The following is a 24,846-nucleotide window of genomic DNA, read 5'->3' on the forward strand; positions in this document are numbered from 1 at the left end:
GTCAGCGCGACAAAAACAGAAGAGAATAGAAGGTTAACGGCGGGCATAGTAACAATTAAAGAAGGGATGGAAATAATAAATAACCAAATGGACTAACCTGTTTTAGTTGTAGTTATTAACAACAAAATCGATTAAATAACTATTTGAAATATCACAACTTAATTCACTTAACCCAGATAAATGTGTCGATTTTCTGTTCAGGGCCGTTTTAGTTAATGCGAAAAAATGTACTTTCCGGTACCCTACGGCGGTTTTTTTCGTCCTGTTGAGAGTCAATGATGTCCACCACGCTGTTTAAAGATTTCACCTTCGAAGCCGCCCACCACCTGCCGCACGTCCCGGAAGGACACAAATGCGGTCGCCTGCATGGCCACTCCTTTATGGTGCGTCTGGAGATAACCGGTGAAGTCGATCCCCATACCGGGTGGATCATGGATTTTGCCGAGCTGAAGGCCGCCTTCAAGCCGACCTACGATCGCCTGGACCACTATTATCTGAACGATATCCCCGGTCTGGAAAACCCTACCAGCGAAGTGCTGGCCAAATGGATCTGGGATGAGATGAAACCGCGGGTACCGCTGCTGAGCGCGGTGATGGTGAAAGAGACCTGCACCGCCGGCTGCGTCTATCGCGGCGAGTAAGCGAAAAAAAGCCCGGTCAGTACGCTGCCGGGCTTTTTTATCAGGCGATATTCAGATATTTATGCGTCTGCATGGACAGGCGCCAGTTACGGGCGATGCAGGTGTCGATACACAGGCGCGTCGCGTCTTCTTTCTGACTGATTGGCTGCAGGGCGATGATCCGCGGTTTGTCATCGCTCAGCGTTTCCAGCAGCTCGTCCAGCGCTTCGATGTCGCGGACGCGCCCTACCGGATGTTTGATCTCATCCGCCCGCTGCAGGGCCTGAGACAGCACGTCATACCCGCCGCGCATATTCACCTTCGGCGATACCGTCACCCAGGTATGAGGCGTACAGCGAACTTCGTGAGTGCCGCTGGTTTCAATCTGGCAGCTAAAGCCGTTTTGCTCCAGCAGCAAGGTTAACGGCGTTAAATCATGAATACAGGGCTCACCGCCGGTAATGACCACGTGGCGGGCAGTCCACCCCTGACGACCGATAATCGCCAGCAGATCTTCACTGCTTGCCGGCCCCCACTTATCGCTCTCTTTGGTTTTCGCCAGGATGCTGAACAACGACACTTCCCGATCGGCCAGTTTGTCCCAGGTATGCTTGGTGTCACACCACGCGCATCCTACCGGGCATCCCTGCAGACGAATAAAAATGGCAGGCACGCCGGTGAAGTAACCCTCGCCTTGCAGGGTCTGGAACATCTCGTTAATCGGGTACTGCATAGTCATCTCTGTTTAGGGTGATAAACGCTTATTATCGCAGATTTCACTGTCCAGGTCTTGTCCTGCGCTGCGATCGTTTTTTCCCTCACGGCGTCGCTTTCTCTCCCCGGAGGTTATTCATTGTTAATTAAAAGCATGCCTCTGTTTTCGTTTATTTCATTAGTGTGGTAAGGATTAAAATAAACGTCGCGCCATGCCACCGTAAAGAAAGATGTAACAGAAGATGTTTTTCGCGTTATAAACCAGAACATATTAAATGTCAGTATAAAAACAAAAACAGTTTTAAATACAGCAGTGTACAAACTGATACATGAAAGAGTGAATTATTTATCTGGTCTGAGAGTCGAATCCAATCCACCGCCGAAAATAAGCTTAAGCCCCTCTTAATAAAGTCCTGTTGCCCGCCATTTTTTATTTAATCGTCGTTTACTTTGTCCCTCCTAGAATCCCGCAGACCAACCATAATGAGATAGCGTTTATGACCACATTATTCATTACCGGCGTCACCGGTTTTCTGGGCGGCGCGGCGTTAGAGAAAATACTCCATCAGGATAGCCAGTTAGATCTGCTGCTGCTGGTGCGTGCCGACAGTCCCGACGCAGGCCTGGAGCGGGTCAAGGAGAACATGCGTAAGTTCAACATCGCCGAGGAGAAACTGGCGATGCTGCGCCCGCAGCAGATCCTGCTGGGCGATCTCGCCTCTCCGGAGCATTTTCTTAACGACCCGCGGCTTGAGCAAGTCACCCATGTCCTCAACTGCGCCGCTGTCGCCTCGTTTGGCAGCAACCCGCTCATCTGGAAGGTTAACGTTGCGGGTACGCTGCGTCTGGCGCAACGGATGGCGCAGGTGGCGGGCCTGCAGCGTTTTCTGCACGTCGGCACCGCAATGTCCTGCTCACCGGAGCCGGATTCGCTGGTCGCCGAGAGCGCGGAGTTTCGGCAGCGCGCCGAGCATCTGGTGGAATATACCCACTCGAAATCGGCCATCGAGCAACTGATGCAGCAGCACTGCCCTACGCTACCGCTGGTCATTGCCCGCCCTTCTATTGTGGTGGGCCATACCCATCATGGCTGCCGGCCTTCCAGCAGTATTTTCTGGGTGTTCAGCATGGGGCTGATGCTGCAGAAATTTATGTGCGCGATGGAGGATCGGATCGATGTTATTCCGGTGGACTACTGCGCCGATGCCCTGCTGATGCTGCTTAACCAGCCGCTGGCCCGCGGCGAGGTGGTGCATATCTCTGCCGGCGAGGAGAACAGCGTGAAGTTTGCCGAAATCGACCGGGCGATGGCCCTGGCGCTGGAGCAGGCGCCGGTGGGAGACAAGTACGCCCAGGTGAGCTATGAAACGCTGGTCAAAATGCGTCGCGAACTGAAAGGAATTTTTGGGCCGTGCAATGAGCGACTGATGCTGAAAGCGATGCGCTTATATGGCGCGTTCGCCACGCTGAACGTGCGCTTTAGCAACGACAAGCTGCTGAGCATGGGGATGCCAAAACCGCCGCGCTTTACCGATTACATCGACCGCTGCGTGGAAACCACTCGCGGGCTGTCGATCCCTCAGCAAATGGCCGTCGACTTTAAATAATGACCGCAGGCATCAAAAAAATGCCAGCCCGAAGGCTGGCATGGTTATTTCACAAAGACAGGATTAAGCCTGGCCTTTGATCTCTTTACGACCGTTGAACGGCGCTTGCTCACCCAGCGCTTCTTCGATACGAATCAGCTGGTTGTATTTAGCAACGCGGTCAGAACGGCTCATAGAACCAGTTTTGATCTGGCCTGCAGCGGTACCCACAGCCAGGTCGGCAATGGTCGCGTCTTCAGTTTCGCCAGAACGGTGAGAGATGACAGCGGTGTAGCCAGCGTCTTTCGCCATCTTGATAGCCGCCAGAGTTTCGGTCAGAGAACCGATCTGGTTGAATTTGATCAGGATGGAGTTAGCGATGCCTTTTTCGATGCCTTCTTTCAGGATCTTGGTGTTGGTTACGAACAGGTCGTCACCAACCAGCTGGATTTTGTCGCCCAGTACTTTAGTCTGGTAAGCGAAACCTTCCCAGTCAGATTCGTCCAGGCCATCTTCGATGGAGACGATCGGGTACTGTTTGGTCAGCTCTTCCAGGAAGTGAGTGAACTCTTCAGAGGTGAACGCTTTGTTGCCTTCGCCGGCCAGAACGTATTTACCGTCTTTGTAGAATTCAGACGCTGCGCAGTCCATCGCCAGGGTGATGTCTTTGCCCAGCTCGTAGCCTGCAGCTTTAACCGCTTCAGCGATAACAGCCAGCGCTTCGGCGTTGGAACCCAGGTTCGGCGCGTAGCCGCCTTCGTCACCAACGGCAGTGTTCATGCCTTTGGACTTCAGCACTTTCGCCAGGTGATGGAACACTTCAGAACCCATGCGTACAGCTTCTTTCAGGGTCGGCGCGCCAACCGGCTGAATCATGAATTCCTGGATGTCGACGTTGTTGTCAGCGTGCTCACCGCCGTTGATGATGTTCATCATCGGAACCGGCATGGAGTATTTGCCCGGAGTGCCGTTCAGTTCAGCGATGTGCGCGTACAGCGGCAGGCCTTTGGAGGCAGCTGCTGCTTTGGCGTTCGCCAGAGAAACGGCCAGGATTGCGTTCGCACCGAAGTTAGATTTGTTTTCAGTACCGTCCAGGTCGATCATGATCTTGTCGATGCCAGCCTGATCTTTGGCATCTTTGCCCAGGATTGCCTGAGCGATCGGGCCGTTTACCGCAGCAACAGCTTTGGTTACGCCTTTACCCAGGAAACGGGATTTGTCGCCATCGCGCAGTTCCAGCGCTTCGCGGGAACCAGTAGAAGCACCTGACGGAGCAGCTGCCATACCGACGAAACCACCTTCCAGGTGTACTTCGGCTTCAACAGTCGGGTTACCACGGGAGTCGATGATTTCACGACCGATGACTTTAACGATTTTGGACATTAGGTTTTCCTCAGTACAAGTTAAACTAAAACTCCAGACAAACAATGCACCCGGATGGGTGCATTGCCGTTCTAACTCTTTTTACTTCGCCTGGCGTTTCTGGTACTCGCTGGCGGCTTTCACAAAGCCGGCAAACAGCGGGTGTCCATCACGCGGCGTCGAAGTAAACTCCGGGTGGAACTGGCAGGCCACAAACCACGGATGGTTCGGCACTTCGATGATCTCGACCAACTGATCATCCCCGGAACGGCCCGCAACGCGCAGACCGGCAGCTTCAATCGGTTTCAACAACATGTTGTTGACTTCGTAGCGGTGACGATGGCGCTCGGTGATGGTCGGCTCGCCGTACAGCTGGCGTACCAGAGAATCATCATCCAGCTGGCACTGCTGCGCGCCCAGGCGCATGGTGCCGCCCAGATCGCTCTTCTCGGAGCGGACTTCGACGTTGCCATCTTCGTCACGCCATTCGGTAATCAGGGCCACAACCGGGTATTTACAGTCTGGCACAAATTCCGTCGAGTTGGCGTTTTCCATACCCGCTACGTTGCGCGCGAACTCAATCAGCGCAACCTGCATACCCAGGCAAATGCCCAGATAAGGAATATTGTTCTCACGCGCATAGCGCGCGGTGGCGATCTTACCTTCCACACCGCGGTAGCCGAAGCCGCCCGGGATAAGGATAGCATCTAAATCCTTGAGGATTTCGACGCCGCGCGTTTCCACATCCTGCGAATCGATCAGCTTGATGTTGACGGTGACGCGGTTTTTCAGACCACCGTGTTTCAGCGCTTCAATCACCGACTTGTAGGCGTCCGGCAGTTCAATGTACTTACCGACCATACCGATGGTGACTTCGCCTGCCGGATTGGCTTCTTCATAGATTACCTGTTCCCATTCGGCCAGGTTTGCTTCCGGACAAGTTAAGCTGAATCGTTTACAAATATAATCGTCCAGCCCCTGAGATTTCAACAGGCCTGGAATTTTATAAATGGAATCGACGTCTTTCAGAGAAATAACAGCCTTTTCCGGAACGTTACAGAACAAAGCAATTTTCGCCCGTTCGTTGGCCGGAACAGCGCGATCGGAGCGGCAGATCAGGATGTCAGGCTGAATACCGATGGAGAGCAGTTCTTTCACGGAGTGCTGAGTCGGTTTGGTTTTGACTTCGCCCGCGGCGGCCATGTACGGCACCAGAGTCAGGTGCATAAACAGGGTATGCTCGCGGCCAATCTCTACCGCCATCTGACGAATGGCTTCGAGGAACGGCAGGGATTCGATATCGCCGACGGTACCGCCGATCTCCACCAGCACCACGTCATGGCCTTCGCCGCCCGCCAGCACACGCTCTTTGATAGCGTTGGTGATGTGCGGGATAACCTGAACGGTCGCGCCCAGGTAGTCGCCACGGCGCTCTTTGCGCAGCACGTCAGAGTAAATACGGCCGGTGGTGAAGTTGTTGCGGCGAGTCATCTTGGTACGGATGAAACGCTCGTAGTGGCCCAGGTCCAGATCGGTTTCTGCGCCGTCTTCAGTAACGAACACTTCCCCATGCTGGATTGGGCTCATGGTGCCCGGATCGACGTTGATATACGGATCCAGTTTCATGATGGTCACGTTGAGACCACGGGCTTCAAGAATGGCTGCCAGGGAGGCTGCGGCAATGCCTTTACCCAGAGAGGATACGACCCCGCCGGTCACAAAAATATAGTTCGTTGTCATGCTGAACCTGAGAAGTTAGGGTAAAACGATGGAATAACCAGGACGGGAAAGTAGTATACCCGAACATGCGTGACGCCACAAACTTTCATTCTTCCCCTCCCCTTCGTTCTTCAAGTTGCACCTGTGTTGCGACCCGAACAACTCGAAGAGGCAGGCTACATGGTGTTTCAACGACATAACGGAAAGAGAAAATAGACGCTTTTGGCGAAATGTTTTTGACGTAAATCAAGCGCTTGTTATTTATAAAATCACACAAATCGCGCTTGATCACGAAAACTCGTTAGAGATCAGTTTCCTGGCGTTTTACCTGTTGCCATACTTCTTCCATGGTATCGAGGTCGACGCCGGTCATTTCCAGGCCGCGGGCAGCGACAATGCGCTCGACTTCGCGGAAGCGGCGCTCGAATTTGAGGTTCGCCTTCTGCAGTGCCACCTCGGCTTTGACCCCTAAATGGCGGGATAAATTCACCGTGGCGAACAGCAGATCGCCCACTTCCTCTTCCAGTTTCGCTTCATCCACCACCGCCTGCTGCGCTTCATGCATCACTTCATCAATTTCTTCATGCACCTTGTCGAGCACCGGGCCCAGCGAGGTCCAGTCAAAACCGACCGCCGAGCAGCGACGCTGGATTTTATGCGCGCGCATCAGCGCCGGCAGGCTATGCGGAATGTCGTCCAGCGCTGAGTGCTGGGCTTTTTCCGCCCGCTCCGCGCTTTTGATCTGCTCCCAGCGGGCCAGGACTTCGCTGCTGTTTCCCGCGGTGGCATCAGCGAAGATATGGGGATGGCGGCGCTCCAGCTTGTCGCTGATGGCGGCGCAGATATCGTCAAAGTTAAAACGTCCCTCTTCCTGCGCCATCTGCGCATAGAACACCACCTGGAACAGCAGATCGCCCAGCTCACCGCGCAGGTCGTCAAAATCCTCTCGCGAAATGGCGTCCAGCACTTCATAGGTTTCTTCGAGGGTATAGGGGGCGATGGTGGCAAAGGTCTGCTCTTTATCCCACGGGCAGCCGTTTTCCGGGTCGCGCAGGCGGCGCATGATGCCGAGCAAGCGGTCGATTTGGGTCATGTGACAATCCTGGAAATGTAAAAAATAGTCGGCCGGATAAGGCGTTTCGACCTTATCCGACGTGGCGAAATTGCCGGATGGCGGCTTCGCCTTATCCGGCCTGGAGACGAATTAACCGCCGTGCAGACGGCGCGCGTCAATGACATCAGGCACCTGGTTCAGCTTACCGAGCACCCGGCCCAGCACCTGCAGGTTGTAAATCTCGATGGTCATATCGATGGTGGCCAGCTGCTGACGGGTATCGCTGCGGCTGGCAACCCCCAGCACGTTCACCTTCTCATTGGCGAGGATGGTGGTGATATCGCGCAGTAACCCGCTGCGATCGTTCGCCTCCACCCTGACCACCAGCGAATATCCGGCCGAGTAGCTTTCGCCCCATACCGCATCGACGATGCGCTCCGGGGCATGCGACTGCAGTTCAGCGAGCTGATCGCAGTCGGCGCGATGCACGGAAATCCCGCGCCCCTGGGTGATAAAGCCGACGATCTCATCGCCCGGGATCGGCTGGCAGCAGCGGGCAATATGGTGCATCAGATTGCCAACCCCTTCCACCACCACCCGGCCATTGTCCTTGGTGCGGTTCTGCGGAGCATAGGTTTTCTGCTGCAACTGCTTCAGCGCTGCCGCATCCTGCTCGGCGGCGCTCGGTTTATTGAACTGCGCCTGCAGGAAGTTAACCATCTGGTTGAGACGGATATCGCCGCCGCCGATGGCCGCCAGCAGTTCATCGAGCTCGTTGAAGTTGTAGCGCGGCAGCAGGTGCTTTTCCGCATCCTTCAGGCTGATGCCCAGATGCTCCAGCTCGTCGTCAAGGATCTGTCGGCCGGCAAGAATGTTCTTGTCGCGGTCCTGCTTACGGAACCAGGCGTGAATTTTGGAGCGTCCGCGGCTGGTGGTGACATAGCCGAGGTTAGGGTTGAGCCAGTCGCGGCTCGGGTTCGGCTGCTTCTGGGTAATGATTTCGATCTGATCGCCCATCTGCAGCTGATAGGTGAACGGCACGATGCGGCCGCCAATTTTGGCGCCGATGCAGCGATGACCGACGTCGCTGTGGATATGGTAGGCAAAATCGAGCGGCGTCGACCCCGCCGGCAGGTCCACCACGTCGCCTTTCGGCGTAAAGACATACACCCGGTCGTCAAAGACCTGGCTGCGCACTTCGTCGAGCATTTCGCCGGAGTCGGCCATCTCTTCCTGCCAGGCAATCAGCTTGCGCAGCCAGGCGATACGGTCCTCATAGCCGCGGCCGCCGCTGGTCCCCGCTCCCGCGCCCTCTTTGTACTTCCAGTGCGCGGCCACGCCCAGCTCGGCGTCTTCATGCATCTGCCGGGTGCGGATTTGAATCTCCACGGTCTTGCCGCTCGGCCCCAGCACCACGGTATGGATAGACTGGTAGCCGTTGGGTTTCGGGTTGGCCACATAGTCATCGAACTCATCCGGCAGGTGACGGTAGTGGGTATGAACGATCCCCAGCGCGGCATAACAATCCTGCAACCGCTCGGCCACGATGCGCACCGCGCGTACGTCAAACAGCTCGTCAAAGGCGAGGTGTTTTTTCTGCATTTTGCGCCAGATGCTGTAGATATGCTTCGGCCGACCATAGACCTCGGCCTTGACCCCTTCGGCTTTCATTTCTGCCCGCAGGTGGCCGACGAACTCGTCGATATAATGCTCGCGGTCGATACGGCGTTCGTGGAGCAGTTTGGCAATGCGCTTGTACTCTGCCGGGTGCAGATAGCGGAAGCAGTAATCTTCCAGCTCCCACTTCAGCTGGCCGATACCTAAGCGGTTAGCCAGGGGAGCATAGATATTGGTGCACTCTTTCGCCGCCAGCACCCGCTCATCTTCCGGCGCGTCCTTGACCTCGCGCAGATGCGCGATACGTTCGGCAAGCTTGATAACCACGCAGCGGAAATCGTCAACCATCGCCAGCAGCATGCGGCGAATGTTATCCACCTGCTCGGAAGATACCGAGTCGGTATGAGTGGCTTTCAGCTGACGGATGGCGGCCATGTCCCGTACCCCGTGAATCAGGGTCACGACCGATTTACCCACGCTCTCCTGCATGACCTCTTCGCTGACGACTTCGCCATCGGCCAGCGGGAACAGCAGCGCCGCGCGCAGGGTATCGATATCCATACTCAGGGTGGAGAGGATCTCCACCATTTCGACGCCCCGCCACAGCAGCAGGTCCGCCAGCGGGTGTCCTTGCGTTTTTTCGCGACAATAATCCCAGGTTTCGGCTAAGCGCTCACACGACTGCTGGCTGGAAATCCCCAGACTCGCGATCCATTTCTTCGGGTCAAATTCACCAGCTTTATTAAGATGTGCACTTCTTACCGCAACCATTGTCCTCTCCTTAAGGGACCGGCCTGCCGAAGTCGGCAAGCCTCAACTTTCTACATGTCATCCTGCAGGTCGCGTCAGCATTGATGGCCGGGGCGGCTCTTCTGCGACGTTGTGAATGACCTTATGTAAGCCTGCGCTCAAACAACACCATTGATTCCAGATGACCGGTATGCGGGAACATATCCAGCATCGCCAGGCGTTGAATCTGATATCCAGCCTGCAACAGGGTTTCGCTGTCTCGCGCCAGCGTCGCCGGGTTGCAGGAAACATACACCACCCGCCGCGGCGCCAGTTTTATAATATGCGGCATCACGCCCGGCGCGCCGGCGCGGGCCGGGTCCAGCAGCACTTTATCAAAGCCATGCTTCGCCCAGGCCTGGCGGGTGACATCCTCTTCCAGATTTTCATGGAAGAAGGTGACATTTGATAAACTATTGAGGGCGGCGTTTTCCCGCCCCTTCTCCACCAGCGCCGACACCCCTTCCACCCCAACCACGTGGGCGGCGCGAGTCGCCAGCGGCAGGGTAAAATTGCCCATCCCGCAGAACAGATCCAGCACCCGGTCCTCCGGCTGCAGATCCAGCCACGCCAGCGCGGTACGCACCATCTGCTGATTCACGCCGTCGTTGACCTGGATAAAATCCCGCGGACTGAACACTAAGCGTAGTCCGTCTGAGGTATACCATGGCGCTTCGCCGTGAATATGTTCCAGTATCTCGCTTTGCGGCGCGAGGTACAGGGAAAGACCGTGAGTTTGCGAAAAACGTTCCAGTTTTTCCCGGTCAGCCGCCGGCAGCGCAGCGGTATGGCGCAGCACCATCAGTGGGCCGTTGTCCGCCAGCACCAGCTCGACGTGGCCAAGATGGCGTAATGCGCTCAGCGCGCTTAAGCACTCGCGCACGGCGGGCAGCAGCGCCTCAAGTTGGGGCACCAAAACAGGGCACTGCACCACATCGACGATCGCTTTATCGCTGGCCTGACGAAAACCCATCTGCAATTGTTGGGTCTTTGGCTGATAATTCAAGCTTAAGCGCGCGCGCCGGCGATAGCCCCACGGCTCGCCGGCGATGATCTCATCCACCTCGCGCTTCATCAGGCGCGCCAGCGCGGCGCGTTTACTTTGCTGCTGAAGCGTGATGCTGGCATGCTGCTGTTGGCAGCCGCCGCAAACGCCAAAATGGGGGCAGCGCGGCGCCTGGCGCTGCGGGCTGTCGGTCAGACGGCGTTTCACCTGGGCGCGGGCGTACTGCTTTTTGTCTTCCACCAGCACCACCTCTGCCTGCTCCTGCGGCAGCACGCCGCCGATGAACAGCGCTTTCCCCTGGTGGCGGGCCACGCCCTGGCCAAAGGGATCGAGGTCGTTGACTGTAACGGTTATGATCTGGCGCGTCGTCACACGCCGTTTTGCAGAGTAGAATTGCGCCATCGTAGAGAGTTGTCTCAATCAAATAAAACGAGCTCGTTCAGAGCGGCAGCGCCGCGAGGCGCACCGACGCGCACCGAACGATGATGTCTATATTCTCCCATAATGGAACCGCATGACCAACTACAGCCTGCGTGCTCGCATGATGATTCTGATTCTGGCGCCAACCGTCCTGATAGGGCTGTTGCTCAGTGTTTTCTTTGTCGCTCACCGTTATAACGACCTGCAACGTCAGCTGGAGGACGCCGGCACCAGCATTATTGAGCCGCTGGCGGTCTCCAGCGAATATGGCATGAATCTGCAAAACCGCGAATCTATCGGCCAGTTGATCAGCGTTCTGCATCGTCGCCACTCGGAGATCGTGCGGGCCATCTCGGTGTACGATTCGCATAACCGCTTGTTTGTCACCTCCAATTACCAGCTCAACCCCAGCGACCTGCAGATCCCGAAAGGCGAAGCGTTTCCCCGTCGTCTCAGCGTCATCCGCGACGGCGACATGATGATCCTGCGCACGCCGATCGTCTCGGAAAGTTATTCGCCGGATGAATCCCCTGAATCCGATGCCAAAATGCCGGGCAATATGCTGGGCTACGTCGCGCTGGAGCTGGACCTGAAATCGGTGCGCCTCCAGCAGTACAAAGAGATTTTTATCTCCAGCGTGATGATGCTGTTCTGCATCGGTATCGCGCTGATCTTCGGCTGGCGCCTGATGCGCGACGTCACCGGCCCTATCCGCAATATGGTCAACACCGTCGACCGCATCCGCCGCGGACAGCTGGACAGCCGCGTCGAGGGCTTTATGCTAGGCGAACTGGATATGCTGAAAAACGGCATCAACTCGATGGCCATGTCGCTGGCGGCGTACCATGAGGAGATGCAGCACAACGTCGACCAGGCGACCTCCGATCTGCGGGAAACCCTTGAGCAGATGGAGATTCAGAACGTCGAGCTGGACCTGGCGAAAAAGCGCGCCCAGGAGGCGGCGCGCATTAAGTCTGAATTCCTGGCCAATATGTCCCACGAACTGCGCACCCCGCTCAATGGGGTGATCGGCTTTACCCGTCTGACGTTGAAAACCGATCTCAACGCCACGCAGCGCGACCACCTGACCACCATCGAACGCTCGGCCAATAATCTGTTGGCGATCATCAACGACGTGCTCGACTTTTCCAAGCTGGAAGCCGGGAAGCTGATCCTGGAGAGCATTCCGTTCCTGCTGCGCACCTCGCTTGATGAGGTGGTCACCCTGCTGGCGCATTCCGCGCACGATAAAGGGCTGGAGCTGACGCTGAACATTAAGAACAACGTGCCGGATAACGTCATCGGCGACCCGCTGCGTCTGCAGCAGATTGTGACCAACCTCGTAGGCAACGCCATCAAATTTACCGAGCACGGTAATATCGATGTGCTGGTGGAGCAGCGGGCCATCAGTAATTCGCGGGTGCAGATCGAAATTCAGATCCACGATACCGGCATCGGCATCCCCGAGCGCGACCAGTCCCGGCTGTTCCAGGCCTTCCGTCAGGCCGATGCCAGTATTTCACGCCGCCACGGCGGCACCGGGCTCGGGCTGGTGATCACCCAGCGTCTGGTTAAGGAGATGGGCGGCGATATCTCGTTCCACAGTCAGCCAAACCGCGGCTCCACCTTCTGGTTCCATATCAGCCTCGATCTCAACCCGAACGCCATCCCGGATACGCTGAATACCGACGGGCTGGCGGGCAAGCGTCTGGCCTATGTGGAAGCCAACGCGACGGCGGCGCAGTGCACGCTGGAGATGCTGGCCGCCACGCCGCTGGAGGTGATTTACAGCCCCACCTTCTCTTCGCTGGCGGAAGCCCAGTACGACATTCTGCTGGTCGGTATTCCGGTCTCAATGCGCGATTTGTCGCCGCACCGGGAAAAATTAGCCAAAGCCTGCGCGATGTCAGACAACGTACTGCTGGCTCTGCCATGTCATGCCCAGGTCAGCGCCGAAGCCCTGAAGCGCGATGGCATCGCCGCCTGCCTGTTGAAACCGCTCACCACCACCCGTCTGCTGCCGGCGCTAGTGGCCACCCATCATGCGACGGCCTCCGCGCCGTTGACCCAGGCCGACAGCCATAAGCTGCCGATGACCGTGATGGCCGTCGACGACAACCCGGCAAACCTGAAACTCATTGGCGCCCTGCTGGATGACCTTGTGCAGCAGGTGATCCTCTGCGACAGCGGCCAGCAGGCGGTGGACAAGGCCAAGCAACTGCAGATGGATCTGATCCTGATGGATATTCAGATGCCGGATATGGACGGCATCCGCGCCTGTGAGCTTATCCATCATTTGCCGCATCACCAGCAAACGCCGGTTATCGCCGTCACCGCGCACGCCCTGGAGGGCCAGCGCGAGAAGCTACTGAGCGCCGGCATGAACGACTATCTGGCGAAGCCGATCGAAGAAGAGAAACTGCACGCCCTGCTGCTGCGCTATCAGCCTGGAGTACACAGCATCGCCCCGGCGGCGATACCGCCCGCAGAGCCGGTCATCGACCATAACCAGACGCTCGACTGGCAGCTGGCGCTGCGTCAGGCGGCGATGAAGCCGGACCTGGCGAGGGAGATGCTGCAGATGCTGATCGCTTTTATGCCGGAGGTGCGTAACAAAGTGGAAGAGCAACTGGTCGGCGAGCAGCCGGAAGGGCTGGTGGATCTGATCCACAAACTGCACGGCAGCTGCAGCTACAGCGGCGTGCCGCGGCTGAAAAAGCTCTGCCACACTCTGGAGAGCCAGCTGCGCGCAGGCACCGCCGCCGAGGATCTGGAGCCGGAGCTGCTTGAGCTGTTGGATGAGATGGATAACGTGGCGCGCGAAGCCTGCCGGATGGGGGGCTAAAACCACAGGGCTTCCCGGCCTGCACCCGGCTCGCCAGGCATCGCGCCGCCGGGCAAGAAGAGCGGACACGGAACCGCTTTTGTGCCGGGCGGCGGCGACGCCTTGCCCGGCCTACGGTCCGTGCAGCCTGCCGTTAATTTACCCGCTTGCGCTGCGGAAACTGCCGGTGCTGGCGACCTCAACATCGCTTAGACATTCCCGGAAGACCGCGCCAGCCGGGATACCTCGATTACAGCTTACCGCCCATCTGCAAAACCGCGGCGACGTTTCGCGCCGTCATCCGCAGGTTGGCGGCGGCATTGGCCAGCGCTTCATCCAGCGTGCAGATGGTGTACAACACGCTGAATACCGCATCCAGCCCGTGCTGATGCACGACGCCGACATCGGCGGTAAGGCTGCCGGCAATCCCGATCACCGGTACGTTAAATCGCTTCGCCACCCGGGCCACTCCCACCGGCACCTTGCCGTGGATAGTCTGACTGTCGATACGTCCTTCGCCGGTGATCACTAAATCAGCATCCGCCACCCGCTCCGCCAGCTGCAGCGCATCGGTGACAATCTCAATGCCCGGGCGCAGTTGAGCGCCACAAAACGCATACAGCGCCGCGCCCATCCCGCCCGCCGCGCCGCCGCCTTCCAGGCTCAGCACGTCGCAATCTAAATCACGGGCGATGATCCGGGCATAGTGCCGCAGGCCGCTGTCAAGCCGGTCGATCATCTGCGCCGTCGCCCCTTTTTGCGGGCCGAATACCGCGCTGGCGCCCTGCGGGCCGGTCAACGGGTTGGTGACATCGCAGGCCACGTCAATCCGACAATCTGCCAGCCGTGGATCAAGCTCGCCAAGATCGATGCGCGCCAGCGTCTCCAGCGCACCGCCCCCTGGCGCGATTTGCTGACCGTCGGCGGTCAGCAATTTCGCCCCCAGCGCCTGCGCCATGCCGGCGCCGCCGTCATTGGTCGCGCTGCCGCCAATGCCAATAATGATCTGCCGCACGCCAGCGTCCAGCGCATGGCGAATCAGCTCCCCGGTGCCCCAGGAGGTGGTCAGCAGCGGGTTACGCTGCGCCGGGGGAACGCTTTCCAGCCCGCTGGCCGCCGCCATTTCGATAAAGGCGCACTGGCGATCGCCGGACAGCCCATAAAATGCCTCTACCGGCTCCCCCAGCGGCCCGGTCACCGTCAGCGGCACCTGATGCCCGCCGGTCGCCGCCACCATGGCTTCCACCGTCCCTTCCCCACCGTCGGCAACCGGCAGCCTGACATATTCCGCGTCAGGATAAATCTCGCGAAAGCCTTGCTCTATCGCACTGGCTACTTCCAGCGCGGTCAGGCTCTCCTTCCAGGAATCCGGTGCGATCACTATTTTCATCTGCAGTCCTTACTTTGAGCTAACCCCTGTCGCTATCGCGCAATGCCGGCCCCCGCAGAGGCCAGCGGCCTTTTAGCGCACCATGCATGGACGCTTGTTGTCAAAGGTCCAGCCCGGGATCAGGTACTGCATCGCCATCGCATCGTCGCGGGCGCCAAGGCCATGTTTCTTATATAGCTCATTTGCCTGCATTACGCGGTCCATATCCAGCTCAACCCCCAGACCCGGCGTGCTCGGCACCTGCACCATTCCGCCTTTAATTTCAAACGGTTGTTTGGTCAGACGCTGGTTGCCCTCCTGCCAGATCCAGTGGGTATCGATAGCGGTGATCTTGCCCGGCGCCGCAGCCGCGACGTGAGTGAACATCGCCAGCGACACGTCGAAGTGGTTATTGGAGTGCGAACCCCAGGTCAGGCCGAACTCATGACACATCTGCGCCACGCGAACCGACCCCTGCATGGTCCAGAAGTGCGGGTCCGCCAGCGGGATATCCACCGACTGCAGGGAGAGCGTATGGCCCATCTGCCGCCAGTCGGTGGCGATCATATTGGTGGCGGTCGGCAGGCCCGTCGCGCGACGGAACTCCGCCATCACTTCGCGGCCGGAGAAGCCCTGCTCAGCGCCGCACGGATCCTCAGCATAGGCCAGCACTCCCTTCAGCTGCTTGCCAATCTGAATGGCTTCTTCAAGCAGCCAGGCGCCGTTCGGATCGAGGGTCACGCGGGCATTCGGGAAGCGCTTCGCCAGGGCACTGATCGCTTCGGCTTCTTCAAAACCGGCCAGTACGCCGCCCTTCAGCTTAAAGTCGTTGAAACCATATTTTTCATAGGCCGCTTCCGCGAGGCGGACCACCGCATCCGGCGTCATTGCCTCTTCATGGCGCAGGCGATACCACTCGCACTGTTCATCCGGCTGGCTCTGATAGGCCAGCGGCGTGGCGTGGCGGTTACCGATAAAGAACAGGTAGCCCAGCATTTCAACTTCGCTGCGCTGTTGCCCATCGCCGAGCAGCGAGGCGACGTTGACCCCAAGGTGCTGGCCCAGCAGGTCCAGCAGCGCCGCTTCGATCCCGGTCACCACGTGGATGGTGGTGCGCAGGTCAAAGGTCTGCAGGCCGCGGCCGCCGGCGTCACGGTCGGCGAACTGATTGCGCACCGCGCCGAGCACGTTTTTATACTCGCCCAGCGTTTTGCCCACCACCAGCGGAATGGCATCCTCCAGAGTCTGGCGAATTTTTTCGCCCCCCGGAATTTCACCGACGCCGGTATGGCCGGCGTTATCTTTAATAATCACGATATTGCGGGTGAAGTACGGGGCGTGGGCCCCGCTCAGATTCATCAGCATACTGTCATGGCCGGCAACCGGGATCACCTGCATGGTGGTGACAACGGGCGTGGAAGAGAAAGTCGTCATAGCATCATCCTTTTGTAATTAGTGGCGGCCGAAAACAGGACGTTTGCGGTCGAATGTCCAGCCGGGGATCAGGTACTGCATCGGGCCCGCGTCGTTGCGCGCGCCGCCCGGCAGCGCTTTATAGGCCTCATGGGCTCTGCGCACCTGCTCCCAGTCAAGTTCCACGCCGAGTCCCGGCGCGTCTGGCACGGCAATCTTGCCGTTAATAATCTGCAGCGGATTTTTGGTCAGGCGCGCGTCGCCTTCCTGCCAGATCCAGTGGGTGTCGATGGCGGTGGGATGACCCGGCGCGGCGGCGCCGACGTGGGTAAACATCGCCAGGGAAATATCAAAATGGTTGTTGGAATGGCAGCCCCAGGTAAGCCCCCAGTCGTCGCACAGCTGCGCCACTCGTACCGCGCCGGAGAGCGTCCAGAAGTGCGGGTCCGCCAGCGGAATATCGACGGCGTTGAGCATCACCGCATGACCCATCTCGCGCCAGTTGGTGGCGATCATATTGGTGGCGACCGGCAGCCCGGTGGCGCGGCGGAACTCGGCCATCACCTCCCGGCCGGAGAAGCCCTGCTCGGCGCCGCACGGATCTTCGGCGTAGGTCAGAACATCCTGCAGCCCTTTGCACAGGGCGATCGCCTCATCCAGCAGCCAGGCGCCGTTAGGATCGACGGTGATGCGCGCGTCCGGAAAGCGCTTTTTCAGCGCCCGGGCGGTGTCAATTTCCTGCTCGCCGGGCAGCACGCCGCCCTTCAGCTTAAAGTCTTTGAAACCGTAGCGATCCTGAGCGGCTTCCGCCAGGCGCACCACCGCTTCGCTGCTCAGCGCCTGCTGGTGGCGCAGGCGATACCATTCGTGATCGCCCGGCGTATGGTCCAGATAACCCAGGTCGGTTTTCTGCCGATCGCCGATATAGAACAGGTAGCCCAGCACGGTGACGGCATCACGCTGCTTACCCGGGCCCAGCAGCTCGCAGACCGGCACATTGAGCACCTTGCCGAGCAGGTCGAGCAGCGCGGCCTCCAGCGCCGCTACCGCGTTGACTTTCAGTTCGAAGGTCCATGCCCCTTTGCCAAAGGTGTCGAAATCCGCCGCCTGATTGCCTTTGTGCACCTGCTGCACCACGCGATTGAGACGGGCGACCTCCTGACCTACCACCTGCGGGATCGCCGCCAGCAGCGTCTGGTAGATGACCTCTCCGCCAGGGGCTTCTCCCACGCCGGTGTTGCCGGCGTTATCGGTCAATACCACGATATTGCGGGTAAACCAGGCGTTGTGCGCCCCGCCGATGTTCAGCAGCATGCTGTCGTGCCCGGCCACCGGAATGACCTTCATCTCTGTAATAATCGGGCTGGATTGGGTAGTCATGATTAACGCCCCGCGACAGGTTTCAGTTCAATACGTTTGATGTCGCCCACCAGCACCAGGTAGCTCAGCACCGCCACCAGGGCATGAATGCCGACGTAAACCAGCGCCCCGTTGAACGAGCCGGTGGTGCCGACGATATAGCCGATAGCGATCGGGGTGACGATACCGGAGATATTGCCAAACATGTTGAACAGACCGCCGGAAAGACCGCTAATCTCTTTCGGCGCGGTATCCGCCATCACCGCCCAGCCAAGCGCGCCAATCCCTTTGCCGAAGAAGGCCATCGCCATAAAGCCAATCACCATCCACTCCACGTTGACATAGTTACACATCAGCATGGTCATGGAGAGCAGCATCCCCAGCACAATCGGCGTTTTGCGGGCAATGTTCAGCGAGCCGGTGCGGCGCATTAACCAGTCAGAGATCACCCCACCCAGCACCCCGCCGACGAAGCCGCACACCGCCGGAATGGAGGCGACAAACCCCGCTTTAAGGATCGACATGCCGCGCGCCTGCACCAGGTAAACCGGGAACCAGGTGATAAAGAAGTAGGTCAGGGCGTTAATGCAGTACTGACCGATATAGATGCCGATCATCATCCGCGATCCGATCAGCTGCTTGATCTGGCCCATTTTGACGCTGAACGGCACCTTCTGCGCGCTGCTCTTTTGATCCATGTTGATCAGGGCGCCGCCTTCGGCGATATATTCCAGTTCCTTCTTGTTTACCCCCGGATGGTTGTTCGGATCGTGGATCACTTTCAGCCAGACAAAGCTAATCACAATCCCCAGGCCGCCCATAAAGAAGAAGACGTGCGACCAGCCCACCTCATGCGTCAGCCAGCCCATGATCGGCGCGAAGATAACGGTGGCAAAGTACTGGGCGGAGTTAAAGATCGCCACCGCCGTGCCGCGCTCCTGCGCCGGGAACCAGGCGGCCACGATACGGCTGTTACCCGGGAATGACGGCGATTCGGCCAGGCCAACGAGGAAGCGCAGGGTAAACAGCGCGACGATAATGCCAAAGCCGCTGAAGATGTCGACGAAGCCCTGCAGCAGGGTAAACATCGACCAGATGAAAATCGACCAGAAATAGACGCGCTTCGAACCGAAGCGGTCGAGCAGCCAGCCGCCCGGGATCTGGCCGATGACATAAGCCCATGAGAACGCGGAGAAGACATACCCCATTCCCACCGGATCCAGGCCGATATCTTTGGCCATTTCCGAACCGGCGATCGACAGCGTCGCCCGGTCGCCATAGTTAAAAGAGGTGACGATAAACAGCATCACCACTATCCAGTAGCGGGCGTTGGTGCGCTTTTCAGCCGCCGTCGCCGCCTGACTTAATGAACTCATTGTTGTACTCCTGAATCATAGCGTTTAGCTACGTTCATTCTGAACAGCACAACCTGTAGGGTAATCAGAATGACGTGGTCGTGTTTTGATAGTTGTCGTTATATCTGGCACTGCATTTATCACTGGCTGGAGCAGTATATGAAGAGGCACACCGCGGCTCACCGTGCATCTACACAGCTTTTACGCCGCTATTGCAGGTGGTTTATGGCGTATGCCTGAAAGAATGGGGGGAAGTTCACGGAAATGAAAAACCAGCGCCGCGGGTGGTCAAAAGCGCAGCAATAAGAGCCGGAGTGTGAAATACCTCTCTTGACCCGGTGAAACCGGCTGGCTTAACCCATGATATTGCTAAGGATATTGTGCATTTGCCTGAAGGCGTGCCGCCCGGAAAGGGATACACTTTTGCTGTCCGCGTATCTGGCCGCGACATCTTGAAAGGGCGCCCTCTGCGTAGGGAGAGGGCAGCGCTTTTATTCCAGCAGGGTAGCCCACTGCTCAACCCATGGATTAGAGACGCTCTCCGGCTCCGGATCTTCGCTGGCGTCAATCTTCAGCATCTCGCCGATGCGCTTCGCGCCCTGCTCCTGCAGCAGTTGATCGAACTTCAGGCCTCCGCCGCAAAAGTTGGCGTAGGTGCTGTCGCCCAGCGCGATAATGCCGTAGCGCAGGTGAGGCTGATACATATCTTTAATGCCCTCATACAGCGGGACGATGCTGTCCGGCAGATCGCCCTGCCCGGTGGTGGAGGTGACCACCAGCACATACTTACCCGTGTAGGACTCCCAGTCGTTGACCTGCGGATCCTCATACACGGTAGCCTTGTGTCCCAGTCCGCTGAGGATCGCTTCCGCTTCTTCCGCGACCAGCAGCGAGTTGCCGTACATGGTGCCGACAAAAATTCCGACTTCCGCCATGCTATTATCTCCCTGGATTGACCTTATTCTCTTCATCCTGACCGCAGTCGTCGGCAAACTCAACCCTTTCATTTAGCGGGAGAAGCCCGCGCCAGCCAAACTGCGACAGCGCACGCATCCAGACGTCGTCAAAACCGGCGCGCAGGGTCAGCGGCTCACCGGTAAAGGGATGGGTTAACGACAGTTCGCTGGCGTGCAGCATCAGGCGGTGACAGCCGAAATGCTCCGCGGCGCTGCGGTTTTGCCGCAGATCGCCGTGCTTGCTGTCGCCGAGGATCGGATGACGCAGGTGGGCCAGATGGCGGCGCAGCTGGTGCTTGCGGCCGGTTTTCGGCTCCAGTTCCACCAGCCCGTAGCGGGTGGTGGGATAACGCCCGGTCGCCACCGGCATCTCCACCGTCGCCAGACCACGGTAATGGGTCACCGCCGGCTGCGGCCCTTTGTCTTCGCGGGCGAACTTATCGGCGATTTTATCCAGCTCTTCCACCAGCGGATAATCGAGCAGCGCCTCTTCCATCAGCCAGCCGCGGACGATCGCATGGTAGCGCTTCTGGATCTGATGCTGCTCGAACTGCTGCGCCAGCAGGCGACCCGCCTCGCTTGACAGCCCCATGAGCAGGACGCCGGAGGTGGGCCGGTCGAGGCGATGGGCGGTAAAAACGTGCTGGCCGATCTGGTCGCGCACGGTCTGCATCACCACCACTTTCTCATCGCGATCGAGCCAGCTGCGATGCACCAGCCAACCCGACGGTTTGTTGACCGCCACCAGCCAGTCGTCCTGGTAGATTATCTCCAGCATCAGGCCTGCTCACCGGCAAACAGCGCGTCCAGCAGCAGCAGCTCCGCCAGCATGGATTCGCGAACCGGGTGGGCTTGATCCAGCGCCATTTCGTAATACGGCGTAACGGCGAAATTTTGCGGCAGCGGCTGGCCGCTCTCCAGCAGCTGATGCATACGCGGGATCAGGACCCACTGCAGCCACTCCAGCGGCTCCAGGGTATCCAGGCAAAACGGCTTATCGCTGGCGAAGGCGCTGCTGTCCGGCGCCGTCTCCTGCCAGTGCTCTGTTTCGCGCAGCAGGGCTTCAATGGCGCGCAGGCGATCGCGCACGCTATCGTCAAGAGTCATGGGGGAAACCTCGATGAGTTAAAAACCGGGCGCAGGATAGCAAATCCGCAGGAGAAATAAAAAAAGGGAGCACTGTATAAACAGTGCTCCCGGTTCGTTTTGCAGCATTCCCGCTACATTGGTGCTCCCTGCTCGTCCTTGAAAACTTTTCCTGAGGTCTCCTGACCATGTTCATCCATAAACTCGTGCATCCTGCTTTCACACCACCCCGATGCGAAATGACTTATCCTTAAGTTTGTCCCGATCTTCCAGATCCACCGTTCATCCTGAGCGGCTCTCATTCTCCATCCTGGAGGTGTCCATTACGCGATCCTGCGTTATCCTTGCTTCATCCTGAAGCCTGTCCTTGCAACGCCATCCTGGCGGGTCCTACAGAAGCGCCATCATCCTGATGTTCGCTTCATTTCGCGACTTCCTGTCGACAGACATAGGATCACTGATTCTGCCTCTTCTTACAACCCTTCTTGAGACAATCTCTTAAGATTAGTCCCCACTCAAAAGGACGAAAAAATAAAAATCCAATTTAATACCAATAAGTTAACAAAAAAAGATTGGATTAAATTTGCCTTAAATGATGATGATCTCTTACAGGTTTTGTAAGAGATCTCTCACAAATGACCAGGCAGACTGGATTACAGAACCGGCTCAAGCTGGTTGAGGAAACCCGCAAGCGAGGGGGAAAGGGTGATGCGTTTGGCGGTGCCGAGGGTCTCTTTGACGACTTCACCGCTGAGATTACAGACGGAAATGACATCCAGTTCACTCTCGAGGGTGGCGATAAACAGCGTCGGCGCCAGCTTCAGCCGCTTCTGCACCACCAGATGCCCGATGAGGTTTTCCTGCACCCGCTGGAAATCCTCTTCACTCCAGGTCTGCAGCAGCGTTAGCGTTTCGCCGGCAAACCGGCCGGTCATATCGCCGGCAAACTGAGTGGTATAATAAGAATGAAGCGGCTGTTGTACCACAATATCCAGGGCGCGTTCAACCGCGCTGATATTTTGCGCCAGCGAAAACGGCTGCGGCTGCCAGAACACGGCCTCGCCCTGGGTGTCGACGACGCAAGGCGACGGGACGCCATAAAGCTCTTCACTGCGCGGCAGGCTGTGGCGCTGCTGCTGCCAGGCGGCGCAATAACGTTGGGTAAAAGCATGCAGCGCTTCTGCGGTCTGATGGTCCACCGGTTTCTCTCTTCACGTTAGACAGGATACACTGGGGTCATAGTGTACCCGCTTTACTATGGTGAAACATGTCTTCTTACGATAATCATCAGGCGCTGGCCGGCCTGACGCTCGGTAAATCAACCGATTACCGCGATACCTATGACGCCTCGCTGCTGCAGGGCGTTCCGCGCAGCCTTAACCGCGACCCGCTTGGCCTGCATGCCGACAACCTGCCGTTTCACGGCGCCGATATCTGGACGCTTTACGAACTCTCCTGGCTGAACGGCAAAGGCCTGCCGCAGGTGGCCGTCGGCCACGTCGAACTGCCCGACACCAGCGTCAATCTGGTGGAGTCAAAAAGCTTTAAGCTTTATCTCAACAGCTTTAACCAGACGCGTTTCGCCAGCTGGCAGGAGGTTGAAGAGACGCTGACCCGCGATCTGAGCGCCTGCGCCCAGGGCGAGGTCAAGGTCTCGCTGTATCGGCTGGATGAACTGGAAGGCCAGCCGATTGCTCACCTCCACGGTGCCTGCATCGACGATCAGGATATCGAGATCGATAACTATCAGTTCAGCGCCGACTACCTGCAGGGCGCCGCCAGCGGCAAAATCGTGGAAGAGACGCTGGTCAGCCATCTGCTGAAGTCCAACTGCCTGATCACCCACCAGCCGGACTGGGGCTCGGTGCAGATCCAGTATCGTGGGGCGAAAATCGACCGCGAGCAGCTCCTGCGCTATCTGGTCTCGTTCCGCCACCATAACGAATTCCATGAGCAGTGCGTCGAGCGCATCTTTAACGATATTCTCCGTTTCTGCCAGCCGGAATCGCTTTCCGTTTACGCCCGCTATACGCGACGCGGCGGTCTGGATATCAACCCCTGGCGCAGCAACGGCGACTTTTCCCCTGCCACCGGCCGCCTCGCCCGACAATAATAAACATTTTCACAATTTGCGTGCGTTTAGACGCGCGCAAGGTTGTGGAAACGCCGCTCGCAGGGCTATTGTAATCACAGGAAGACCATAAGCGTCCTGTAAGGAGTTCACTTGATTACACATGTTAGCCCGCTTGGTTCAATGGATATGCTGTCGCAGCTGGAAGTGGATATGCTTAAGCGCACCGCCAGCAGCGATCTGTATCAACTCTTTCGCAACTGCTCGCTTGCTGTGCTCAACTCGGGGAGCCTGACCGATAACAGCAAGGAGCTCCTGTCCCGTTTTGAAAATTTCGATATTAACGTGCTGCGTCGCGAACGCGGCGTGAAGCTGGAACTGATCAACCCGCCGGAAGAGGCCTTCGTTGACGGGCGCATTATTCGTTCCCTGCAGGCCAACCTGTTTGCCGTGCTGCGCGATATCCTGTTCGTGTACGGCCAGATCCACAATACCGTTCGCTTCCCGAACCTCGATCTCGAAAGTTCGGTCCATATCACCAACCTGGTGTTCTCGATCCTGCGCAACGCCCGCGCGCTGCACGTCGGCGAAGCGCCGAACATGATCGTCTGTTGGGGCGGCCACTCGATCAACGAAAACGAATACCTCTACGCCCGCCGCGTCGGTACGCAGCTGGGACTGCGGGAACTCAACATCTGCACCGGCTGCGGGCCTGGCGCAATGGAAGCGCCGATGAAAGGCGCCGCCGTCGGCCACGCGCAGCAGCGCTACAAAGACAGCCGCTTTATCGGCATGACCGAACCATCCATTATCGCTGCGGAACCGCCAAACCCGCTGGTCAATGAACTGATCATCATGCCGGACATCGAAAAGCGTCTGGAGGCCTTCGTGCGCATCGCCCACGGGATCATCATCTTCCCGGGCGGCGTCGGCACCGCCGAAGAGCTGCTTTACCTGCTGGGTATTCTGATGCATCCGGATAACAAAGCGCAGGTGCTGCCGCTGATCCTCACCGGACCGAAAGAGAGCGCTGACTACTTCCGCGTGCTGGATGAATTTATCACCCATACTCTGGGCGAATCCGCCCGTCGCCACTACCGGATCATCATCGACGACCCGGCGGAAGTGGCGCGGCAGATGAAAAAAGCGATGCCGCTGGTGAAAGAGAGCCGTCGCGAGACCGACGACGCCTACAGCTTCAACTGGTCGATTCGTATCTCGCCGGACCTGCAGATGCCGTTTGATCCGACCCATGAAAACATGGCCAACCTCAAACTCTCCCCGGACCAGCCGGTGGAAGTGCTGGCCGCCGACCTGCGCCGCGCCTTCTCCGGCATTGTCGCGGGTAACGTCAAAGAGGTGGGCATCCAGGCCATCGAGCAGTACGGTCCTTATAAGCTGCACGGCGACCCGGAGATGATGCGCCGCATGGACGATCTGCTACAGGGCTTCGTCGCCCAGCACCGCATGAAGCTCCCGGGCGGCACCGCCTATATTCCCTGCTACGAAATCATCGCCTGATTTCC

19 protein-coding genes are annotated in these 24,846 nt (G+C 58.1%); 5 read left to right on the forward strand and 14 right to left on the reverse strand.

Annotation, left to right across the window (positions count from 1 at the left end; genetic code table 11):
* The first annotated feature begins 275 nt into the window (after positions 1–275).
* Positions 276–641 (forward strand): 6-carboxytetrahydropterin synthase QueD, encoded by a 366-nt coding sequence (gene queD, locus ABLV52_RS20515; protein ID WP_004174641.1) that lies wholly within the window; start codon positions 276–278, stop codon positions 639–641.
* Positions 642–681: 40 nt separating this feature from the next.
* Here the strand turns inward: queD and queE are convergent, their stop codons facing one another.
* Positions 682–1,353: a 7-carboxy-7-deazaguanine synthase QueE gene (gene queE, locus ABLV52_RS20520; protein ID WP_348890880.1), complete on the reverse strand. Its 672-nt coding sequence runs from the start codon at positions 1,351–1,353 to the stop codon at positions 682–684.
* A gap of 478 nt (positions 1,354–1,831) precedes the next feature.
* Here queE and ABLV52_RS20525 point away from each other — a divergent pair, with 478 nt between their 5' ends.
* The gene (locus ABLV52_RS20525) at positions 1,832–2,941 is read left to right on the forward strand and encodes an SDR family oxidoreductase (protein WP_023290826.1); all 1,110 of its coding nucleotides are present in this window, start codon (positions 1,832–1,834) and stop codon (positions 2,939–2,941) included.
* 63 nt (positions 2,942–3,004) lie between these two features.
* Here the strand turns inward: ABLV52_RS20525 and eno are convergent, their stop codons facing one another.
* The 5 genes from eno to rlmD all read right to left on the reverse strand — a co-directional run bounded on the left by eno (position 3,005) and on the right by rlmD (position 10,869).
* Positions 3,005–4,303, reverse strand: coding sequence for a phosphopyruvate hydratase (eno, locus tag ABLV52_RS20530; RefSeq protein WP_002915213.1), 1,299 nt, complete (start codon positions 4,301–4,303; stop codon positions 3,005–3,007).
* 81 nt (positions 4,304–4,384) lie between these two features.
* Complete coding sequence (gene pyrG, locus ABLV52_RS20535; protein WP_023290827.1) at positions 4,385–6,022, reverse strand: glutamine hydrolyzing CTP synthase; 1,638 nt, start codon at positions 6,020–6,022, stop codon at positions 4,385–4,387.
* 280 nt (positions 6,023–6,302) lie between these two features.
* Positions 6,303–7,094: a nucleoside triphosphate pyrophosphohydrolase gene (gene mazG / locus ABLV52_RS20540; RefSeq protein WP_032453910.1), complete on the reverse strand. Its 792-nt coding sequence runs from the start codon at positions 7,092–7,094 to the stop codon at positions 6,303–6,305.
* Positions 7,095–7,205: 111 nt separating this feature from the next.
* Entirely contained in the window at positions 7,206–9,443 is a 2,238-nt protein-coding gene (gene relA / locus ABLV52_RS20545) for a GTP diphosphokinase (protein WP_023290829.1), read from the reverse strand.
* Positions 9,444–9,564: 121 nt separating this feature from the next.
* The gene (rlmD, locus tag ABLV52_RS20550; protein ID WP_348890881.1) at positions 9,565–10,869 is read right to left on the reverse strand and encodes a 23S rRNA (uracil(1939)-C(5))-methyltransferase RlmD; all 1,305 of its coding nucleotides are present in this window, start codon (positions 10,867–10,869) and stop codon (positions 9,565–9,567) included.
* A 112-nt stretch (positions 10,870–10,981) separates the two neighbouring features.
* On the opposite strand from rlmD, the gene barA reads away from it, so the two are divergent.
* Positions 10,982–13,732, forward strand: a complete 2,751-nt coding sequence (gene barA / locus ABLV52_RS20555; RefSeq protein WP_065882018.1) for a two-component sensor histidine kinase BarA — start codon at positions 10,982–10,984, stop codon at positions 13,730–13,732.
* Positions 13,733–13,961: 229 nt separating this feature from the next.
* On the opposite strand, the gene ABLV52_RS20560 is transcribed toward barA, so the two are convergent.
* The 8 genes from ABLV52_RS20560 to syd all read right to left on the reverse strand — a co-directional run bounded on the left by ABLV52_RS20560 (position 13,962) and on the right by syd (position 22,448).
* A complete protein-coding gene (locus tag ABLV52_RS20560; RefSeq protein WP_023290832.1) occupies positions 13,962–15,101 on the reverse strand; it encodes a glycerate kinase in 1,140 nt (379 codons plus the stop codon).
* Positions 15,102–15,173: 72 nt separating this feature from the next.
* Positions 15,174–16,514 carry a glucarate dehydratase gene (gene gudD, locus ABLV52_RS20565; RefSeq protein WP_004205567.1) on the reverse strand — a complete coding sequence of 447 codons (1,341 nt, stop codon included), beginning with the start codon at positions 16,512–16,514 and terminating at the stop codon, positions 15,174–15,176.
* Between the two features lie 18 nt (positions 16,515–16,532).
* Entirely contained in the window at positions 16,533–17,873 is a 1,341-nt protein-coding gene (locus ABLV52_RS20570; protein ID WP_023290834.1) for an enolase C-terminal domain-like protein, read from the reverse strand.
* A 2-nt stretch (positions 17,874–17,875) separates the two neighbouring features.
* A complete protein-coding gene (locus ABLV52_RS20575) occupies positions 17,876–19,228 on the reverse strand; it encodes an MFS transporter (RefSeq protein ID WP_023290835.1) in 1,353 nt (450 codons plus the stop codon).
* Between the two features lie 470 nt (positions 19,229–19,698).
* Complete coding sequence (locus tag ABLV52_RS20580) at positions 19,699–20,142, reverse strand: flavodoxin (RefSeq protein ID WP_004205560.1); 444 nt, start codon at positions 20,140–20,142, stop codon at positions 19,699–19,701.
* Positions 20,143–20,146: 4 nt separating this feature from the next.
* Positions 20,147–20,941, reverse strand: coding sequence for a tRNA pseudouridine(65) synthase TruC (truC, locus tag ABLV52_RS20585; RefSeq protein WP_032453917.1), 795 nt, complete (start codon positions 20,939–20,941; stop codon positions 20,147–20,149).
* Positions 20,941–21,270 (reverse strand): YqcC family protein, encoded by a 330-nt coding sequence (locus tag ABLV52_RS20590; protein ID WP_023290837.1) that lies wholly within the window; start codon positions 21,268–21,270, stop codon positions 20,941–20,943. The genes truC and ABLV52_RS20590 overlap by 1 nt, the downstream gene beginning before the upstream one ends.
* A gap of 632 nt (positions 21,271–21,902) precedes the next feature.
* The gene (syd, locus tag ABLV52_RS20595; RefSeq protein ID WP_023290838.1) at positions 21,903–22,448 is read right to left on the reverse strand and encodes a SecY-interacting protein; all 546 of its coding nucleotides are present in this window, start codon (positions 22,446–22,448) and stop codon (positions 21,903–21,905) included.
* A gap of 68 nt (positions 22,449–22,516) precedes the next feature.
* On the opposite strand from syd, the gene queF reads away from it, so the two are divergent.
* Both queF and ppnN read left to right on the forward strand, forming a co-directional pair.
* Positions 22,517–23,362 carry an NADPH-dependent 7-cyano-7-deazaguanine reductase QueF gene (gene queF, locus ABLV52_RS20600; protein WP_023290839.1) on the forward strand — a complete coding sequence of 282 codons (846 nt, stop codon included), beginning with the start codon at positions 22,517–22,519 and terminating at the stop codon, positions 23,360–23,362.
* A gap of 111 nt (positions 23,363–23,473) precedes the next feature.
* Positions 23,474–24,841, forward strand: coding sequence for a nucleotide 5'-monophosphate nucleosidase PpnN (gene ppnN, locus ABLV52_RS20605; RefSeq protein WP_023290840.1), 1,368 nt, complete (start codon positions 23,474–23,476; stop codon positions 24,839–24,841).
* The last annotated feature ends 5 nt before the right edge of the window (positions 24,842–24,846 follow it).

Origin of the sequence: Klebsiella sp. GB_Kp056 (assembly GCF_040064755.1) — a bacterium.
In the GTDB taxonomy this organism is placed as follows: domain Bacteria; phylum Pseudomonadota; class Gammaproteobacteria; order Enterobacterales; family Enterobacteriaceae; genus Klebsiella; species Klebsiella quasipneumoniae.

Excerpts from the sequence above, each read along its gene's own strand:
- queD (WP_004174641.1), top strand. The coding sequence starts at position 276 with ATGATGTCCACCACGCTGTTTAAAGATTTCACCTTCGAAGCCGCCCAC.
- queE (WP_348890880.1), bottom strand. The coding sequence starts at position 1,353 with ATGCAGTACCCGATTAACGAGATGTTCCAGACCCTGCAAGGCGAGGGT.
- ABLV52_RS20525 (WP_023290826.1), top strand. The coding sequence starts at position 1,832 with ATGACCACATTATTCATTACCGGCGTCACCGGTTTTCTGGGCGGCGCG.
- eno (WP_002915213.1), bottom strand. The coding sequence starts at position 4,303 with ATGTCCAAAATCGTTAAAGTCATCGGTCGTGAAATCATCGACTCCCGT.
- pyrG (WP_023290827.1), bottom strand. The coding sequence starts at position 6,022 with ATGACAACGAACTATATTTTTGTGACCGGCGGGGTCGTATCCTCTCTG.
- mazG (WP_032453910.1), bottom strand. The coding sequence starts at position 7,094 with ATGACCCAAATCGACCGCTTGCTCGGCATCATGCGCCGCCTGCGCGAC.
- relA (WP_023290829.1), bottom strand. The coding sequence starts at position 9,443 with ATGGTTGCGGTAAGAAGTGCACATCTTAATAAAGCTGGTGAATTTGAC.
- rlmD (WP_348890881.1), bottom strand. The coding sequence starts at position 10,869 with ATGGCGCAATTCTACTCTGCAAAACGGCGTGTGACGACGCGCCAGATC.
- barA (WP_065882018.1), top strand. The coding sequence starts at position 10,982 with ATGACCAACTACAGCCTGCGTGCTCGCATGATGATTCTGATTCTGGCG.
- ABLV52_RS20560 (WP_023290832.1), bottom strand. The coding sequence starts at position 15,101 with ATGAAAATAGTGATCGCACCGGATTCCTGGAAGGAGAGCCTGACCGCG.
- gudD (WP_004205567.1), bottom strand. The coding sequence starts at position 16,514 with ATGACGACTTTCTCTTCCACGCCCGTTGTCACCACCATGCAGGTGATC.
- ABLV52_RS20570 (WP_023290834.1), bottom strand. The coding sequence starts at position 17,873 with ATGACTACCCAATCCAGCCCGATTATTACAGAGATGAAGGTCATTCCG.
- ABLV52_RS20575 (WP_023290835.1), bottom strand. The coding sequence starts at position 19,228 with ATGAGTTCATTAAGTCAGGCGGCGACGGCGGCTGAAAAGCGCACCAAC.
- ABLV52_RS20580 (WP_004205560.1), bottom strand. The coding sequence starts at position 20,142 with ATGGCGGAAGTCGGAATTTTTGTCGGCACCATGTACGGCAACTCGCTG.
- truC (WP_032453917.1), bottom strand. The coding sequence starts at position 20,941 with ATGCTGGAGATAATCTACCAGGACGACTGGCTGGTGGCGGTCAACAAA.
- ABLV52_RS20590 (WP_023290837.1), bottom strand. The coding sequence starts at position 21,270 with ATGACTCTTGACGATAGCGTGCGCGATCGCCTGCGCGCCATTGAAGCC.
- queF (WP_023290839.1), top strand. The coding sequence starts at position 22,517 with ATGTCTTCTTACGATAATCATCAGGCGCTGGCCGGCCTGACGCTCGGT.